Genomic DNA, 15634 nt, shown 5'->3' with positions numbered 1-15634 from the left:
CTCTTGTTTTGTCGCATTGTCCGTGCGTGAAAGCGATTCCACTTCACTGGAAATGCTTTAAGGCCAGCGCACAACCGGGGGCAGGGACGACAGGATCGAATCGACGTTTCCACCGGTTTTCAGGCCGAAAATCGTGCCACGATCATAGAGCAGATTGAATTCCACATAGCGGCCACGGCGGACCAGTTGCTCATTGCGCGCTTCCTGAGACCATGGCGTGTTGAAGTTTGAGCGCACGATCTTGGGGTAAACCAGCGCGAATGCCTTGCCGACATCCTGCGTAAACGCAAAATCGGCTTCCCAGCCACCCGCTTGCGGCGAAGAGTGCTGCCAGTCGAAGAAAATACCGCCGACACCGCGTGGCTCGTTGCGATGTTTCAGGAAGAAATAATCATCGCACCAGTCTTTGAACTTGGCATAATCTGCAACCGCATGGCGGCGGCAGGCAATTTCCATGGCCTTGTGGAACAGCAACGTATCCGGGTCGCTCTGCGTGCGGCGGCTGTCCAGCACCGGCGTCAGGTCCGCGCCTCCACCAAACCACTGGCTGGTGGTCACGACCATGCGCGTGTTCATGTGCACCGCTGGCACATTGGGGTTGACCGGGTGGGCAATCAGCGAAATGCCGGAGGCCCAGAACCGCGGGTCTTCTTTTGCGCCGGGCATTTGCTCGCGAAACTCCGGCGAAAACTCACCATATACGGTGGAAGTATGGACCCCGACCTTTTCAAACACCCGGCCTTCCATCATCGACATGATGCCACCACCGCCAGCACCTTCATCGCGCGCCCAGGGGCGGCGGGTAAAGCGGCCCGGCGGCTCATCCGAAAGGGGACCGGTTACGTCGTCTTCAATGGCCTCAAACGCCTGGCAAATCGTGTCACGCAGGCTTTCGAACCATTGGCGGGCCAAATCTTTTTTGGCCTCGATATCGTCTGGCAAGCCCTGCGGCAGCTCTGGTCGTTCCATGGTCTTCAGGTCCTGTCGATTCGTCTTTGATCCGCACCGTTTCACGGATTGGTTCAGCTTTGCAACGGCCCGGCCATGTCATGTGAACGAAATGACTCGCAAAACGTGCCATCCGACCTTATCTTGGCTGACGGAGATTGAAGATGGCCAAGCTTTACCGGACGCCGCCGCTGGATGGGCTGCGCCGACAAATAGCGAAAAGCCGCCGCGAGAAAGCGGGGCAACCGGAAAGCCTGTTTGTGCGCGAGACCTATTGTCTCACGCGCGGCGAGGCGCGTGCCAAAGCCAAAGAATGGTTCGAGTCCTGGCCGAAAGCTGCCTATTGGACTACGGTCGAAAGCTGGCGGCAGCTCGATACAGGCGAAATTGAATTCACCATGCGGCGTCTTCCAACAGCCGATTAGCTGACAAAGTATGCAAAACCACGGGTCTGGCGCAAGGCTTCACCGGCCACCATAGCCGCTGCCATGGCGACATTCAGCGAGCGCTGCCCCTCAACCATCGGGATGAGAATACGCGCATCTGCCGTGTCGTGCACCGTATCCGGCACGCCTGCGCTCTCGCGACCGAACAGGAGAATATCGTCCGGTTCGAATGCAAATGTGGTGTAGGCCACCGCGCTTTTAGTGGAGCCAAGGATCAGGCGACGCCCGCTAGTTTTGCGCCAATCCTCAAAATGCGCCCAGTCGAGATGGCGGGTTAGCGTCACGGAAGCAATGTAATCCATGCTAGAGCGTTTCAGCGAACGGTCAGACAGATCGAAACCGGCAGGTTCGATAACATCCAGCCCAAGGCCTAAACAGGCGGCAAGCCGCATGATTGTTCCTGTGTTTCCGGGAATATCGGGCTGATAAAGGGCTAGACGCAGCATTTTTGGTCTCATATGCGCAAATTCTACAAAAAACGTGTTTCACTTCTAGCCATTTTTACCAAACCGCGATAGGTTCGGCACAATCTTATCCCGAGAGCAGGAGGCCGTGCCCATGAGACAGTTCAGACACCGCCTCCGCCCTGTAGGCATTGTTTTACAGGCCTGACGACTCTCCACCCTCTTTTTGATTCTTCTAACGTTACCGACTGTCGCAACTGGCGACTCTGCTCGGGTCTGACAGCGCTTTCAGCGCTGGTTCTTTGGAGTCTGACATGTTTGGCTGGTTTGAACAGCGTATCAATCCGTATCCAGAGGCTGCGCCTACGCAGCCACCGGCAACATTCAAAGCCTTTTTGTGGCATTACTCGAGGGATGCTGCGCCATGGCTGGCGCTGATGGCCGTACTGACCGCCTTGATTGCGGTGGGAGAGGTTTTTCTATTCGGTTTCCTCGGGAAAATCGTAGACTGGCTATCTACAGCGGGACCAGAAGGGTTTCTGGCGCGCGAAGGCTGGCGGCTTGCTGGCATGGGTGTGCTGGTCGCCATCATTCTGCCGTTTCTGGTGTTTCTGGATGCGGTGATCGTGCATCAAGTGCTGCTTGGCAATTACCCGATGATTGGCCGGTGGCAGATGCACCGCTATCTGCTGCGCCAGAGCGTCTCGTTCTTTTCCAACGAGTTTGCGGGTCGTGTGGCAACCAAGGTCATGCAGACATCTTTGGCCGTGCGTGAAACGGTCATCAAGATGCTGGACGTGTTCGTCTACGTCGTCGTGTTTTTCCTGACGATGACGGGGCTAATCATCGCCGCTGATTGGCGTCTCGCGGTGCCGTTGATTGTCTGGGTGGCCGTCTACGTTCTGCTGCTGCGGTATTTCGTGCCGAAACTGCGCGAGATTGCGTCCGTGCAGGCGGATGCGCGCTCCTCCATGACTGGACGTCTGGTGGACAGTTACACCAATATTTCAACCGTCAAGCTGTTCTCTCACGCAGGCCGTGAGGAGGATTACGCACGTGACAGCATGGATATTTTCCTGCAGACCGTACATCGGCAGATGCGCCTTGTCACCAAGCTCAATTCATTGATTTACTTTAACAATAGTCTGTTGATCTTTGTCGTCTCGGCCTTGGCGATTGCGTTCTGGCTGTCGGGCACTGTCACTGTTGGCGCAATCGCGGTGGTCATCGGTCTTGCCTTGCGCATCAACGGCATGGCGCAGTGGGTGATGTGGGAAGTGTCCGCGCTGTTTGAAAATATCGGCGTCGTTCATGATGGCATGGAGATGCTTGCGCGCAAGCACGATATCGAAGACCACCCAACCAGCACGGCATTGGTCGCGAAAGCCGGTGCTATCAGCTTTGAAAATGTGCGCTTTCACTACGGCAAGCAGCGCAGCGTCATCGAGAATTTTTCGCTCGAAATTCGGGCAGGTGAGCGCGTGGGTCTGGTTGGACGGTCAGGCGCTGGCAAAACGACGCTGATCAACCTGTTGCTGCGGTTCTACAATCTGGAATCCGGGCGCATTCTGGTGGATGGCGAGGATATTTCGCTTGTCACGCAGGACAGTCTGCGGGCGAGAATTGGCGTGGTGTCGCAGGATACGTCGCTGCTGCACCGCTCCATTCGGGAAAATATTGCCTATGGCAAGCCGGACGCGACCGATGAGGACATCATCCATGCGGCCAAGCGTGCCAATGCCTGGGATTTCATCGAGACGCTGGAGGATCATCAGGGCCGCAAAGGGCTGGATGCACAGGCTGGTGAGCGTGGCGTGAAACTATCGGGCGGCCAGCGCCAGCGCATTGCCATTGCCCGCGTGTTCCTGAAGGACGCGCCGATCCTTGTTCTGGATGAGGCCACATCGGCGCTCGACTCCGAGGTGGAAGCCGCCATTCAGGAAAACCTGTTTGCGCTGATGCAGGGCAAAACCGTGATTTCCATCGCGCACCGTTTGTCGACGCTGACGCAAATGGACCGGCTGATTGTGCTGGAGCAGGGCAGGATTGCGGAAACCGGTTCTCACGATAAGCTGGCCGCAGGCAATGGATTGTATGCCGATCTCTGGTCCCGCCAGTCCGGTGGGTTCATTGCCGATGATGCAAAAGCGGACCCGGTTCCTGCGCAGTAATACAAATGGCCGCCGGATTGGGAGCATAATCCGACCGGAGCGAAGCGAGGATCGATAAGATTATGCTTCAAGAATAAAGGTTTAGAGCGCCGTTCCGATTCAATCAGAACGAAAAGCGCTCTAAACCCGGCGGCCATTGTTCCTAGCTTGTGAAGAAATTCTGCGTGCCGTGCGCCTCTATAGCATCGGCCAAGCGGCTGAGGGCATGAACGTAGGCGGCGGTGCGCACCGACAGGGACTTGTCCGTGGCGACGCCCCAGATTTTACGGCCTTCGCGCTCCATGATCACCTTCAGGCGCTCATGGATTTCTTCCACCGGCCAGTAATAGCCCTGCCGGTTTTGAACCCATTCGAAATAGGACACAGTCACGCCCCCGGCATTGGCAAGAATATCCGGCAGAACGACGATGCTCTTTGCTTCGAGAATTGCGTCCGCGTCACTGGTAATCGGCCCGTTTGCGAGTTCCAGAATAACCTTGGCCTTGATGCTGTTGGCATTGCCCTCGTGGATCATGTTTTCCAGCGCGGCAGGCACCAGCAGGTCGCATTCGGCGGCAATCAGGTCGTCGGCGGAAATGGCGACGTGACCGTTTGCGCCAGCCGTCGCCGCCACCGACTTTCCATCCTTCTTGGCAGCAAACAGCGCATCCAGATTAAGTCCTTCAGCGCACATCACTGCGCCTTGCGTATCAGATACCGCGACAATTTTATGGCCGTCGGCTGCAGCCAGACGGGCATAGTGTTGCCCGGCATTACCGAATCCCTGAATGGCAACCGAGTGCGAGGCCCCGAGTTTCAGATCCTGTGCCAGATGGTTGACAAGGTAGAAACCACCGCGCGCGGTCGCATCTTCACGTCCAAGTGAGCCACCCAGCGCAATCGGTTTGCCGGTAATGACAGCCGGGCTCGATTGGCCGACGATCTGGCTGTACTCGTCAGCCATCCAGCCCATGATCATGGAGTTGGTGTAGACGTCGGGTGCCGGAATATCGCGGTCCGGACCAATGATATTGGCAAATGCCTGAACATACGCGCGCGACAGGCGCTCCAGTTCTGCTTTTGACAGTGTACGGGGATCAACCTGAACGGCACCCTTGCCGCCGCCATAGGGCAGGTTCATGACCGCGCATTTGAACGTCATCCAGAATGCGAGCATTTCGACTTCATCGGCGCTGGCATCCGGGTGGTAGCGAATGCCCCCTTTGGTTGGCCCACGCGTGTCGTCATAGCGGCATCGCCACGCCAGAAAGGATTTGCGCGAGCCGTCATCCATGCGAATCATCAGGCGGACTTTGGTCGTTTCCCGGGCATATTTCAGTTTCTCGATAACGTCCGCGTCGATTTCGAGCTGCGCAGCAGCAGCATCAAGGCGCAGAAGGGCGTGATCCAGCAGGCCGGGATGGGACATCATTATTCCTTTAAAACGATTGAATCTCCAGGAGCGAACACTACTCAAGCATTTCAAAAATGCAATGTACCTGATGTAGAAATTCAAGATTTACAATCGTTGATTCCGGTCACGTCATTATTGCGAAACCGCTGCACAATCTCGCCCGACCTGCCTATATACGGCTCATGCTGAAAAACATTGCTCGCCGTTTCGAAACCTGGATTGAACCTTTCGCGCCCCGCCAGAACTTGCGTCCACCATCCGGTGTGCTGGCGTTTATCTGGTTCTATGTCTCGCAGGCCAAGCTTCCCTTTCTCGCCATGCTGGTGCTGGGTGGGCTTGTGGCGATGCTGGAAGCGGGCCTGTTCTACTTCGTCGGTCGGCTGGTGGACATCCTGGATAGCGTGAAGCCGGAGGCCGGATGGACCGGTCTGATGGCCGCGCACGGTGCTGAGCTTGCATTCATGCTGGCCATTGTGCTGATTGCGCGGTTTGTGGTGGTCACGCTACAGGCATTGGTCGAGGAGCAAACCATTGTTCCAGGTTTTTTCAATCTGGTTCGCTGGCAGGCCTATGCTCATGTGGCGCGCCAGAGTATCTCATTCTTTCAAAATGATTTTTCCGGACGCATTGTCACCAAGGTCTGGTCTGCGGGGCAATCGACGGGCGATCTCATGGTCGCCATTCTGCAGGTCGTCTGGTTTGTCGTCATCTACGCCGCCTCCACCATGGCGCTGGTGTTTCAGTTGGACTGGCGGCTGGCAGCCATCGTACTGGTCTGGATCGTGACGTTCCTGTGTCTTGCCCGCTACTTCGTGCCGAAAATCCGCAAGCTCGCACGCGAGAGCGCCGAGGCCTCGTCTTCGCTCAACGGGCGTATGGTCGATGCCTATTCCAACATCCAGACGCTGAAACTCTTTGGCCGGGATGACGAGAACGACCGCTATGTGCGCGCAGGTTTTGACCGGTTTCAGCGGGCGATCATACCGTTTACCCGATATCTCACCAGTGTCCGCGCCTCGCTTGCACTCCTGTCCGGCCTCATGATTTCCAGCATTGCGGCTTTTGCAGTGCATTTGTGGCTATCCGGTACCATCAGCGCCGGTGCGGTGGCTTTCACGCTGGCGCTTGTGCTGCGCCTGAATATGTTGCTTGGCCGAATGATGAGCCAGTTCAACTCTATTATGCGCAACATAGGCACCATCCAGAACTCTGCCGAACTGATTTCAAAGCCGCTTGGCATGGTGGATAGGCCGGAAGCACCGTCTCTTGTGGTGGAACAGCCCGATATCCGGTTTGAAAACATCCGCTTTCATTACGGCAAGGGTGCCGGAATCATTGATGACCTGTCGCTGACCATCCGCCCCGGCGAGAAGGTCGGCATTGTCGGCCATTCCGGTGCGGGTAAGTCCACGCTCGTGAATCTGCTGTTGCGGTTTTATGATCTGGAAGGAGGGCGTATTCTGATCGACGGCCAGAACATTGCCGATGTTGCTCAGGAATCGCTGCGGGCACAAATCGGCATGGTCAGTCAGGATACTGCACTCCTGCATCGCTCCGTGCGCGACAACATCCTGTTCGGTCGCCCGGATGCAGGCGAGGATGCGCTGGTGCAGGCGGCCAAGGAGGCCGAAGCGCTGGATTTCATTCAAAGCTTATCCGACCAGAACGGCAGGCGCGGGTTCGATGCGCATGTGGGAGAACGTGGCGTGAAGCTGTCGGGCGGCCAACGCCAGCGCATTGCCATTGCCCGCGTGTTGTTGAAAAATGCACCGATCCTGGTGCTGGACGAGGCCACCTCGGCGCTGGATTCCGACGTTGAAGCGGCCATCCAGTCAAACCTCCAGCGGCTGATGGGTGGCAAGACCGTGCTGGCCATTGCGCACCGTCTGTCAACCATCGCTGCACTGGACCGTCTCGTGATTTTGCAGGCCGGGCAGATTGTCGAGCAGGGGACTCACGCTGAACTGCTTCGCGCTGGCGGTGTTTATGCCGGGCTCTGGGCACGCCAGTCCGGTGGCTTTATCGGGGTCAATTCCGAACTTTGAAATCCGCATTTTGAGACTGCGAGATTTAGCGACATAAATTCACGCGACATTGTGCCAGCGGGGCCTGCCGACACTGGACATAAAATACGATCAAGCATAGAAATTGAGCCATTGCCCGGAGGATATATGGCAATTTTTTGGCTGTTTTCCGGATTTTGACAAAAGGTAATTTGTAATGTTGCGCAGAGGATGGACCAGCTGTGAGCGAACACGAAACGATGCGCGAGCCCACGCGCCGCGATTTTCTATATCTGACGACGGGAATGGCGGGCGCTGTCGGCGCTGTCGCTGTCGCCTGGCCCTTTATTGACCAGATGCGACCGGATGCCTCGACGCTGGCACTTGCCTCCATCGAGATAGACGTTTCCAGCTTGCAGCCGGGCATGTCACTGACTGCGAAATGGCGCGGCAAGCCAATCTTCATCCGCAACCGTACGGCCAAGGAAATCGAAGAAGCCAACGCCGTTCCCCTGACAGACCTGAAAGACCCTGTCGCGCGCAACGCCAATGTTGCACCGGACGCACAGGCGACCGACATTGACCGCTCGGCCGGACAGGGCAAGGAAAACTGGATCGTGATGATCGGGTCCTGCACCCATCTCGGCTGCGTGCCGCTGGGCCAGGCCGGTGACTTCGGCGGCTGGTTCTGTCCCTGCCATGGCTCGCATTACGATACGGCGGGCCGCATTCGCAAAGGTCCCGCACCGGAAAATCTTCCCGTGCCGACCTTCTCGTTCGTGTCCGATACAGTGATCAAGATCGGTTGAGGGGAGACAACCTAATGAGCAGTGAACATTCAACCTATAATCCCAAAAGTGGCATCGAAAAGTGGGTGGATACACGTCTGCCCCTGCCGCGTATGGTGCATGACAGCTTCATCTCCTACCCCGTTCCCCGCAACCTGAACTATGCCTATACCTTCGGCGCCATGCTGTCGGTGATGCTGATTGTGCAGATGCTGACGGGTATCGTGCTGGCCATGCATTACGCGGCTGAAACCAATGTTGCGTTCAACTCGGTCGAAAAGATCATGCGCGATGTCAACAACGGTTGGCTTTTGCGCTACATGCACGCCAACGGCGCATCCTTCTTCTTCATCGCCGTGTATCTGCACATTGCGCGTGGGCTTTACTACGGCTCGTACAAGGCGCCCCGTGAAATCCTCTGGATTCTAGGCGTGGTCATCTACCTTCTGATGATGGCAACCGGCTTTATGGGTTATGTGCTGCCGTGGGGGCAGATGTCGTTCTGGGGTGCCACGGTTATCACCGGCTTCTTCACGGCTTTCCCCGGTATCGGCGAACCAATTCAGCAGCTTCTGCTCGGTGGCTTTGCGGTGGACAATCCAACCCTGAACCGCTTCTTCTCGCTGCACTATCTGCTGCCGTTCATGATTGCAGGCGTTGTCGTTCTGCATATCTGGGCGCTGCATGTCAGTGGGCAAACCAACCCGACAGGCGTTGAGATCAAGACCAAGACGGACACCGTGCCGTTTACGCCATACGCGACGTTGAAAGATGCCCTGGGCGTTTCCGTCTTCCTTATCGCTTACGCGTGGTTCATCTTCTACATGCCCAACTATCTCGGCCATCCGGATAACTATATTCCGGCGGATGCGCTGAAAACTCCGGCTCATATCGTGCCGGAATGGTACTATCTGCCATTCTACGCCATGCTGCGCGCCGTGACCTTCAACATTGGCCCGATCGATTCCAAGCTTGGCGGTGTTTTGGCCATGTTCGGGTCCATCATCGTGCTGTTTTTCGTTCCATGGCTGGATACGTCGAAGGTGCGTTCCGCCGTGTATCGTCCATGGTACAAGCTGTTCTACTGGCTGTTTGTGGCCAATGCCATTCTGCTCGGTTGGCTCGGTTCCCGTCAGCCGACGGATACCTACACGCTGATGGCGCAGTTCGGCACCTTGTATTACTTCGGGTTTTTCCTGGTCATCATGCCCGTTCTCGGACTTCTGGAAACGCCACGGCGTATCCCCAATTCCATCACCGAGGCTGTGCTGGAAAAGCGCAATGGTCTCAAGCCCGCTGACACTCCGGCCGCGACGATTGCGTGAAGACGAGCATCGGATCAAGGAAAGCAAAATGATGAATAAGCTTGCCAAAAGCCTCCTTTCTCTGGCGCTCATAAGCTGTCTCGGTATGGGGGCAGTTGCCGCCGCCGAGGGCGAGGCAGCACCCGCCGGAGAAGAGCACGCAACGCCGCATTACCCGATCCACAAGCCCAAGAATGTGGATTGGTCTTTCGCTGGGCCGTTCGGCAAATACGATAAGGGCCAGCTGCAGCGTGGCCTGAAAGTGTACACCGAAGTCTGTTCCGCCTGTCACTCGATGAATCTGGTGTCGTTCCGCTCCTTGAGCGATCTCGGCTATTCGGAAAATCAGGTGAAGGCGTTTGCGGCCAATTACGAAACGCAGGACGGGCCGAATGCGGACGGCGAAATGTTCATGCGCAAGTCCGTGCCATCGGATCACTTCCCATCGCCCTTTGCGAACAAGGAAGCAGCGGCTGCATCCAACAACGGCGCGGTTCCGCCGGACTTCTCACTGCTTGCCAAGGCACGTGGCGTGGAGCGCGGCTTTCCCCTGTTTGTCTTCGACATTTTCACACAATATCAGGAGGGTGGACCGGATTACATCTACTCGCTGTTAACAGGCTATCAGGAGCCTCCAGCCGGCCATGAAGTGGCGGAAGGCACACACTACAATCCGTACTTCATCTCGGCTGCCGCGCTTGCCATGGCGCAGCCAATTACAGACGGGCAGGTGACCTATGATGATGGTGCACCCGCAACGCTGGATCAGTATGCCAAGGACGTTTCCGCGTTCATGATGTGGGCGGCGGAGCCGCATCTGGAAGCGCGCAAGCGCACGGGTTTCATGGTGCTGGTTTTCCTTGTCATCTTCACCGGGCTGATTTACCTGACGAAGAAATCTGTCTATGCGAGCAAGGAACACTAATAATCGGTGCCCAAGCTTCTGAAGGCGGCCTTCTTGGCCGCCTTTTTTATGGCTTAGGTGTTTGTCTTACGCATTATGCTCACGTAAAAGCGACTCTGCTTTACTGTCATGCTCGAGGAAAAAAGAACCATGTCCACCGTCGAACAGGAATTGATTGCCGCGATCCGTAACATTGCGGACTATCCGAAGCCCGGTATCATGTTTCGCGATATCACCACGCTTCTGGGTAATCCTCGTGCCTTTCGCCGGGCGGTGGATGAACTCGTTCATCCTTTTGCCGGATTGAAAGTGGACAAGGTTGCTGGCATCGAAGCGCGCGGCTTTATTCTGGGCGGCGCGATTGCGCACCAGCTTTCGGCGGGCTTCGTGCCGATCCGCAAGAAAGGCAAGCTTCCCCACGATATCGTGCGTGTGGCCTACAGCCTGGAATATGGCGTGGACGAAATGGAAATGCACCGTGATGCGATCACGCCGGGTGAAAAGGTCATTCTGGTGGACGACCTGATTGCGACCGGCGGCACGGCGGAAGGTGCCGTGAAGCTGCTGCGCCAGATGGGCGCTGATGTGGTATCCGCCTGCTTCGTCATCGATCTGCCCGATCTCGGCGGACGGGCCAAACTGGAAGCGCTGGGCGTGGATGTGAAAACACTGGTGACCTTCTCCGGTCACTAAGCCTTGCGAGGGGTCATTAAAAAAGGGCGCTTCCAGTTTGGATGCGCCCTTTTCAGTTGGATTATGTATTGAAGCGGAAGTGAATCACATCACCATCCTGCACGACATATTCCTTGCCTTCATCGCGTGCTTTGCCGGCGTCTTTCGCGCCAACTTCGCCGTTCAGCGCGATATAATCGGCATAGGCAATCGTGTTGGCGCGGATGAAGCCGCGTTCGAAATCCGAATGGATGACGCCCGCAGCCGCTGGGGCCTTGGTGCCGCGTGCGATCGTCCAAGCGCGCGTTTCCTTCGGGCCAACGGTAAAGTAGGTGATCAGATCCAGAAGCGCGTAGCCAGCACGGATCAGGCGATCAAGACCAGCCTCCTCCAGCCCAAGAGCGCTTAGAAACTCTTTGGACTCCTCGTCGGAAAGCTGCGCCACATCGGCCTCGATGGCAGCGGAGATAATGACGCTCTGCGCACCCTGTGCTTTGGCCATCTCGGCGACAGCTCTGGTATGTTCATTGCCATCTACCGCATCGGCCTCTGCCACGTTGCAAACGTAGAGAACCGGCTTGGAGGTCAGAAGGTTAAGCGCGGAGAGGATGGCTTTTTCTTCAGCATCCAGCGTTGGCAACAGTGTGCGAACCGGCTTGCCCTCTTGCAACAGCTTCAGCGACGCATCCATGACGGGCAGCACACTGAGGCTTTCCTTGTCCTTGCTGGCTGCACGCTTGCGTGTCTGCTCGGTGCGGCGCTCAAGGCTTTCAAGGTCTGATAGCATCAGTTCCGTTTCGATGGTCTCCGCATCGGCCACCGGGTTGATACGGCCTTCCACATGGGTGATGTCGTCATCTTCAAAACACCGCAGCACATGCACAACGGCATCCACTTCGCGGATATTGGCAAGGAACTGGTTGCCCAGACCTTCGCCCTTGGACGCGCCGCGCACCAGACCGGCGATATCGACGAACGAGATCCGGGTCGGTATAATTTCTTTCGACTTTGCCACATCGGCCAATGCGCGCATGCGTGGGTCCGGCACGGCCACTTCGCCGGTGTTGGGTTCAATCGTGCAAAACGGATAGTTGGCTGCTTGCGCCGCTGCTGTTTTGGTCAGCGCGTTGAACAGGGTGGACTTGCCGACATTGGGAAGTCCGACGATACCGCATTTAAAGCCCATGGGAGATGGTCCGTATTCTTTTGACAAATGTTGCAGTGGCTATGGGGGATAGGGCAGGGCAAGGTCAAGACCCCCGCGTTAAATCCGTTTATCTGCCGGTTATTTGTCGCCGCCAAACAGCTTTTTCAGCATATCAGCCATCGGCCCGGTGGCGGGCAGTTTTGCAGGCTGCGCATGGTTGCGCGCCGCATGGATATGCGATTTCGCCACGTTCGGCTTGTCCACCGCAGGCTTGACCCCGGTTGCCAAGGCAAGCTTGTTCAGGAATGAGGATTCATCCTTGGGGTGTATCAGCAGTTCGGCATTCCCGGCAATCGCATCGAGCAGTGGCTCCAGCCAGACCTTGTCGGATTTAGCAAAATCCCCTAGCACATGATTGTTGACCAGTTCCTTGTTGCCGGGATGGCCAATGCCGAGCCTTAAGCGCCTGTAATCTTTACCACAATGGACGTCGATGGATTTGATACCGTTATGGCCACCATGTCCGCCACCGATTTTAAGGCGGGGTTTGCCCGGGGCCAGGTCCAGTTCGTCGTAAATCACAAGAATGTCGCCGGGCGCGCATTTGTAGAACCGCATGGCGTCGCCAACGGATTCGCCAGAAAGGTTCATGAAGGTCTGTGGTTTGACCAGCAGCACTTTTTCGCCGCTCAACTCACCCTCGGAGACGTCTGCCTTGAATTTTTTTGACCACGGTGAAAAACCGGCATGGTTCTGGATAGCGTCCACCGCCATGAAACCGATATTGTGCCGGTTGCCCGAATATTTGCTGCCTGGATTTCCCAGGCCCGCGATAATGCGCATGATGGGTCCATCAATTGGAGGAGCCTTTAGCCCCGTTTGGCCGCTCCATACCATGTTTTGAACGCGATGACAGCGGGTTAAACCTTGGCTAGTCGGTAATCCGGGTTGCCTTGCAGCAAGACCATCAGGTCGTCAATGTGCTGGGGCCTGCTGAACAGGTATCCCTGACCGCTATCGAGCCCCATCTTTTTCAACTGGCCCCATTGCTCGTGGGTTTCAATCCCTTCGGCGACGACAGTATAGCCCATCTGGTGGGATATGGTCTTGATACCTTTGACCAGCATGCGGCTTTTGCGGCGCACATCGGGTGCTTCATTGACGAGCGAGCGGACAAAGGACTGATCGACCTTGACGATGTTGACCGGGAAACGGTTGAGGTAGCTGAGAGATGAATAGCCCGTGCCGAAATCATCGAGCGCAATCCGGCAGCCAATGCGGATCAAGGCGTTGAGTGTCCGCAAGATCTCAGGATTGTCGAGCATGAGCACCGCTTCCGTGATCTCCACCACGATGCGGGAAGCGTCGATTTCATAATGGGCCAGCAAGCGGCCAACTTTGGTTGGCAGTGTCACATCCAGTTGCAGCGGCGAAAAGTTGATGGCGAGATAGGTCGGTCGCATTCCCGGCAGGGTAGAGACCCGCTGCAAATGGGCAATCGACTTTTCGATCATGCAGTCGCCAATGCGCACGATTGCATTGTTTTCTTCTGCGACACCGATGACCTTTGCTGCCGACAGACTGCCTTTTTCCGGGTGAGTGAGACGCATCAGTGCCTCGAAGCCGATAACATGACCGTCGCTCAGGCTGACAATGGGCTGCAACGCGGCGTCGAACCAGTCGTCCCGCAACCCCTGTTCAATACACTGTTCAATTTCATGGCGCTCACGCGCCATGTCGACGATATCAGGCGAAAACAGTTGAGTTCCGTTTTTCTTGTCGCGCTTGCGCGCATACATCGCCATATCCGACTTTTGTAACAATTCCGCGGCGTTGCGGGCATGTTCGGGGTAGAGCGCAACTCCGATACTGGCACTGACGGAAACCTCCGTATTCTGTACCATGATAGGCTCAGCCAATGTTTGAGCAATACGCTTGCCCAGATCGAGTGCCAGATGCTCTGCCTGCGTATCGGCGATCAGAATGGCAAATTCATCACCGCCCAACCGCGACATGGGATCGAGTGATGATGTGATTTCCTTGATACGATGCACGGTCTCGCGCAGGACGGCATCGCCGGAGGCATGACCGAAGGTATCGTTGATCCACTTGAAACGATCGAGATCAATGAAAACGCAGGCCAGTTGCAGCCCGGACTGGTCGACCTGTTCGATGGTTTTATTGAGGACCGATTCAAATCCCTGCCGATTGAGCAGTCCGGTCAGGTGATCGGTAATGGCTTGGCGATGATTGCGCAGCTCCGCTTTTTTCAGCTCGCTTACATCGGTCATGACCGACAAGGAAATCTGTCCATCCTCCACCACACCATGGGTGTGGGTCTCCAGTATCAGCACCGACATTTCCGATCCGTCCGCTCGAATGAACTGGACCGTGACTTCGGCAGGATGATCGCCCGGACGATCCCGTATCTTCCGGCCCTGATACTCGCGGCGCGAATCCGTGCTGATGAAGTCCGTGAAATCCTTGCCGATAACGGCCTCGCGCGTATAGCCCGTTGCTTCCAGCCAGTAATCACTCACTGCAATCAACTCATTCTCCCGATTGAGCGAGTAGAGCATGGCGGGTGTTCGATTGTAGATATCGGTTGCACGCTGATGGGCGCGTTGCAACTGGCGCTCCTCCGCCTCCAGCTGGCTCTGCATATCGTTGAAGTTTGCAGCCAGCGTGCCCATCTCGTCGTTGGAGAACCAGTTGACGTGACGGCGGGAGCCAAGCTGACGCGTGGCCTTGATCGCTTCCGTCAAGTGGAGCAACGGCCTGATGATGGTAAAGCGGTTACCAACAATTGCGGCGGCAAAAACAATACCGACAGCCATAAGCAGAATAATGAGGATGCTGATTTCGTCGCGCCCGAAGCGTGCGAACATGCCTGGTGTGTCCACCCGAATGGTCAGCGTACCGACTTTCTGCTCGCCAGTGGCAGAATTGTAGATGATATCGGCAGACAGCTTCGTCTTGGTCTTGTCGACACCAACGGGCTCATCCGGCGGTATCTGAATCTTGAACGTGTTGGCCAGCCCCGAGATGGATACGCCTGCGACGTTCTTGGCATCCAGCATGGTTTCGGCGATGCGTCGTGCGCTGGCCTTGTCGAAATCCCAAAGTGGTTTGCCCAGCGCCTGCGCATTGGCAGTCAAAATCACCCTCGTATAGGAGAGCTGCTCGCGCGCCACCCGCTCCGAGGATAACGAGAGAAACAGAACGAACAGCGGTGCAACAAACAGGACCACGGCGCCGCAGACGATGGCAACGAAACGGTGCTCAATCGAATGCATTTTCATGCTGGCCCTCTGCGGCAACGTTCAAGCGGAATATGCATTTATGTCTCGTGTCTGCCGCCCGGGCCTATCTCTAGCGCATACACCTACACCATAAAAGAATTAACTTATGTTGAAGTTCGAATTTAAGAAAGATTGAACCTTTCGTTTTTGCA

General features: G+C 56.3%; 13 protein-coding genes. 7 read left to right on the top strand and 6 right to left on the bottom strand.

Annotation, left to right across the window (positions count from 1 at the left end):
• Positions 1-57: 57 nt before the first annotated feature.
• Complete coding sequence (gene hemF / locus IFT84_RS18440; protein ID WP_192122085.1) at positions 58-969, bottom strand: oxygen-dependent coproporphyrinogen oxidase; 912 nt, start codon at positions 967-969, stop codon at positions 58-60.
• Positions 970-1112: 143 nt separating this feature from the next.
• Here hemF and IFT84_RS18435 point away from each other — a divergent pair, with 143 nt between their 5' ends.
• Positions 1113-1373 (top strand): hypothetical protein, encoded by a 261-nt coding sequence (locus IFT84_RS18435; RefSeq protein ID WP_192122084.1) that lies wholly within the window; start codon positions 1113-1115, stop codon positions 1371-1373.
• On the opposite strand, the gene IFT84_RS18430 is transcribed toward IFT84_RS18435, so the two are convergent.
• Positions 1370-1840, bottom strand: coding sequence for a tRNA (cytidine(34)-2'-O)-methyltransferase (locus IFT84_RS18430; RefSeq protein ID WP_192122083.1), 471 nt, complete (start codon positions 1838-1840; stop codon positions 1370-1372). The two genes, IFT84_RS18435 and IFT84_RS18430, sit on opposite strands and share 4 nt — an antisense overlap.
• Positions 1841-2112: 272 nt before the next feature.
• Between IFT84_RS18430 and IFT84_RS18425 the strand changes: the two genes are divergently transcribed.
• Positions 2113-3969 carry an ABC transporter ATP-binding protein gene (locus IFT84_RS18425; protein ID WP_192122082.1) on the top strand — a complete coding sequence of 619 codons (1857 nt, stop codon included), beginning with the start codon at positions 2113-2115 and terminating at the stop codon, positions 3967-3969.
• A gap of 142 nt (positions 3970-4111) precedes the next feature.
• On the opposite strand, the gene IFT84_RS18420 is transcribed toward IFT84_RS18425, so the two are convergent.
• Positions 4112-5377 (bottom strand): Glu/Leu/Phe/Val family dehydrogenase, encoded by a 1266-nt coding sequence (locus tag IFT84_RS18420; protein ID WP_192122081.1) that lies wholly within the window; start codon positions 5375-5377, stop codon positions 4112-4114.
• Between the two features lie 167 nt (positions 5378-5544).
• Between IFT84_RS18420 and IFT84_RS18415 the strand changes: the two genes are divergently transcribed.
• The 5 genes from IFT84_RS18415 to IFT84_RS18395 all read left to right on the top strand — a co-directional run bounded on the left by IFT84_RS18415 (position 5545) and on the right by IFT84_RS18395 (position 11054).
• Positions 5545-7407 (top strand): ABC transporter ATP-binding protein, encoded by a 1863-nt coding sequence (locus tag IFT84_RS18415; protein ID WP_192122080.1) that lies wholly within the window; start codon positions 5545-5547, stop codon positions 7405-7407.
• A 200-nt stretch (positions 7408-7607) separates the two neighbouring features.
• Positions 7608-8174: a ubiquinol-cytochrome c reductase iron-sulfur subunit gene (petA, locus tag IFT84_RS18410; protein WP_192122079.1), complete on the top strand. Its 567-nt coding sequence runs from the start codon at positions 7608-7610 to the stop codon at positions 8172-8174.
• Between the two features lie 14 nt (positions 8175-8188).
• Positions 8189-9478 (top strand): cytochrome b, encoded by a 1290-nt coding sequence (locus IFT84_RS18405; protein ID WP_192122078.1) that lies wholly within the window; start codon positions 8189-8191, stop codon positions 9476-9478.
• Positions 9479-9509: 31 nt separating this feature from the next.
• A complete protein-coding gene (locus tag IFT84_RS18400; RefSeq protein ID WP_192122252.1) occupies positions 9510-10382 on the top strand; it encodes a cytochrome c1 in 873 nt (290 codons plus the stop codon).
• 129 nt (positions 10383-10511) lie between these two features.
• The gene (locus IFT84_RS18395; RefSeq protein ID WP_192122077.1) at positions 10512-11054 is read left to right on the top strand and encodes an adenine phosphoribosyltransferase; all 543 of its coding nucleotides are present in this window, start codon (positions 10512-10514) and stop codon (positions 11052-11054) included.
• A 61-nt stretch (positions 11055-11115) separates the two neighbouring features.
• On the opposite strand, the gene ychF is transcribed toward IFT84_RS18395, so the two are convergent.
• The 3 genes from ychF to IFT84_RS18380 all read right to left on the bottom strand — a co-directional run bounded on the left by ychF (position 11116) and on the right by IFT84_RS18380 (position 15482).
• Entirely contained in the window at positions 11116-12219 is a 1104-nt protein-coding gene (gene ychF / locus IFT84_RS18390; protein ID WP_192122076.1) for a redox-regulated ATPase YchF, read from the bottom strand.
• 99 nt (positions 12220-12318) lie between these two features.
• On the bottom strand, positions 12319-13023 hold the full coding sequence (gene pth, locus IFT84_RS18385) for an aminoacyl-tRNA hydrolase (protein WP_192122075.1): 705 nt from the start codon (positions 13021-13023) through the stop codon (positions 12319-12321).
• A 77-nt stretch (positions 13024-13100) separates the two neighbouring features.
• The gene (locus tag IFT84_RS18380; RefSeq protein WP_446737620.1) at positions 13101-15482 is read right to left on the bottom strand and encodes an EAL domain-containing protein; all 2382 of its coding nucleotides are present in this window, start codon (positions 15480-15482) and stop codon (positions 13101-13103) included.
• Positions 15483-15634 lie beyond the last annotated feature (152 nt).

It is taken from the genome of Rhizobium sp. CFBP 8762 (genome assembly GCF_014841565.1).
Taxonomy (GTDB): domain Bacteria; phylum Pseudomonadota; class Alphaproteobacteria; order Rhizobiales; family Rhizobiaceae; genus CFBP-8762.
The sequence above is the reverse complement of the archived record's forward strand: the minus strand, read 5'-3'. Positions and strand labels throughout refer to the sequence as shown.

Coding starts and splice junctions, on each gene's coding strand:
- hemF (WP_192122085.1), bottom strand. CDS start 969: ATGGAACGACCAGAGCTGCCGCAGGGCTTGCCAGACGATATCGAGGCC.
- IFT84_RS18435 (WP_192122084.1), top strand. CDS start 1,113: ATGGCCAAGCTTTACCGGACGCCGCCGCTGGATGGGCTGCGCCGACAA.
- IFT84_RS18430 (WP_192122083.1), bottom strand. CDS start 1,840: ATGCTGCGTCTAGCCCTTTATCAGCCCGATATTCCCGGAAACACAGGA.
- IFT84_RS18425 (WP_192122082.1), top strand. CDS start 2,113: ATGTTTGGCTGGTTTGAACAGCGTATCAATCCGTATCCAGAGGCTGCG.
- IFT84_RS18420 (WP_192122081.1), bottom strand. CDS start 5,377: ATGTCCCATCCCGGCCTGCTGGATCACGCCCTTCTGCGCCTTGATGCT.
- IFT84_RS18415 (WP_192122080.1), top strand. CDS start 5,545: ATGCTGAAAAACATTGCTCGCCGTTTCGAAACCTGGATTGAACCTTTC.
- IFT84_RS18405 (WP_192122078.1), top strand. CDS start 8,189: ATGAGCAGTGAACATTCAACCTATAATCCCAAAAGTGGCATCGAAAAG.
- IFT84_RS18400 (WP_192122252.1), top strand. CDS start 9,510: ATGAATAAGCTTGCCAAAAGCCTCCTTTCTCTGGCGCTCATAAGCTGT.
- IFT84_RS18395 (WP_192122077.1), top strand. CDS start 10,512: ATGTCCACCGTCGAACAGGAATTGATTGCCGCGATCCGTAACATTGCG.
- ychF (WP_192122076.1), bottom strand. CDS start 12,219: ATGGGCTTTAAATGCGGTATCGTCGGACTTCCCAATGTCGGCAAGTCC.
- pth (WP_192122075.1), bottom strand. CDS start 13,023: ATGCGCATTATCGCGGGCCTGGGAAATCCAGGCAGCAAATATTCGGGC.
- IFT84_RS18380 (WP_446737620.1), bottom strand. CDS start 15,482: ATGAAAATGCATTCGATTGAGCACCGTTTCGTTGCCATCGTCTGCGGC.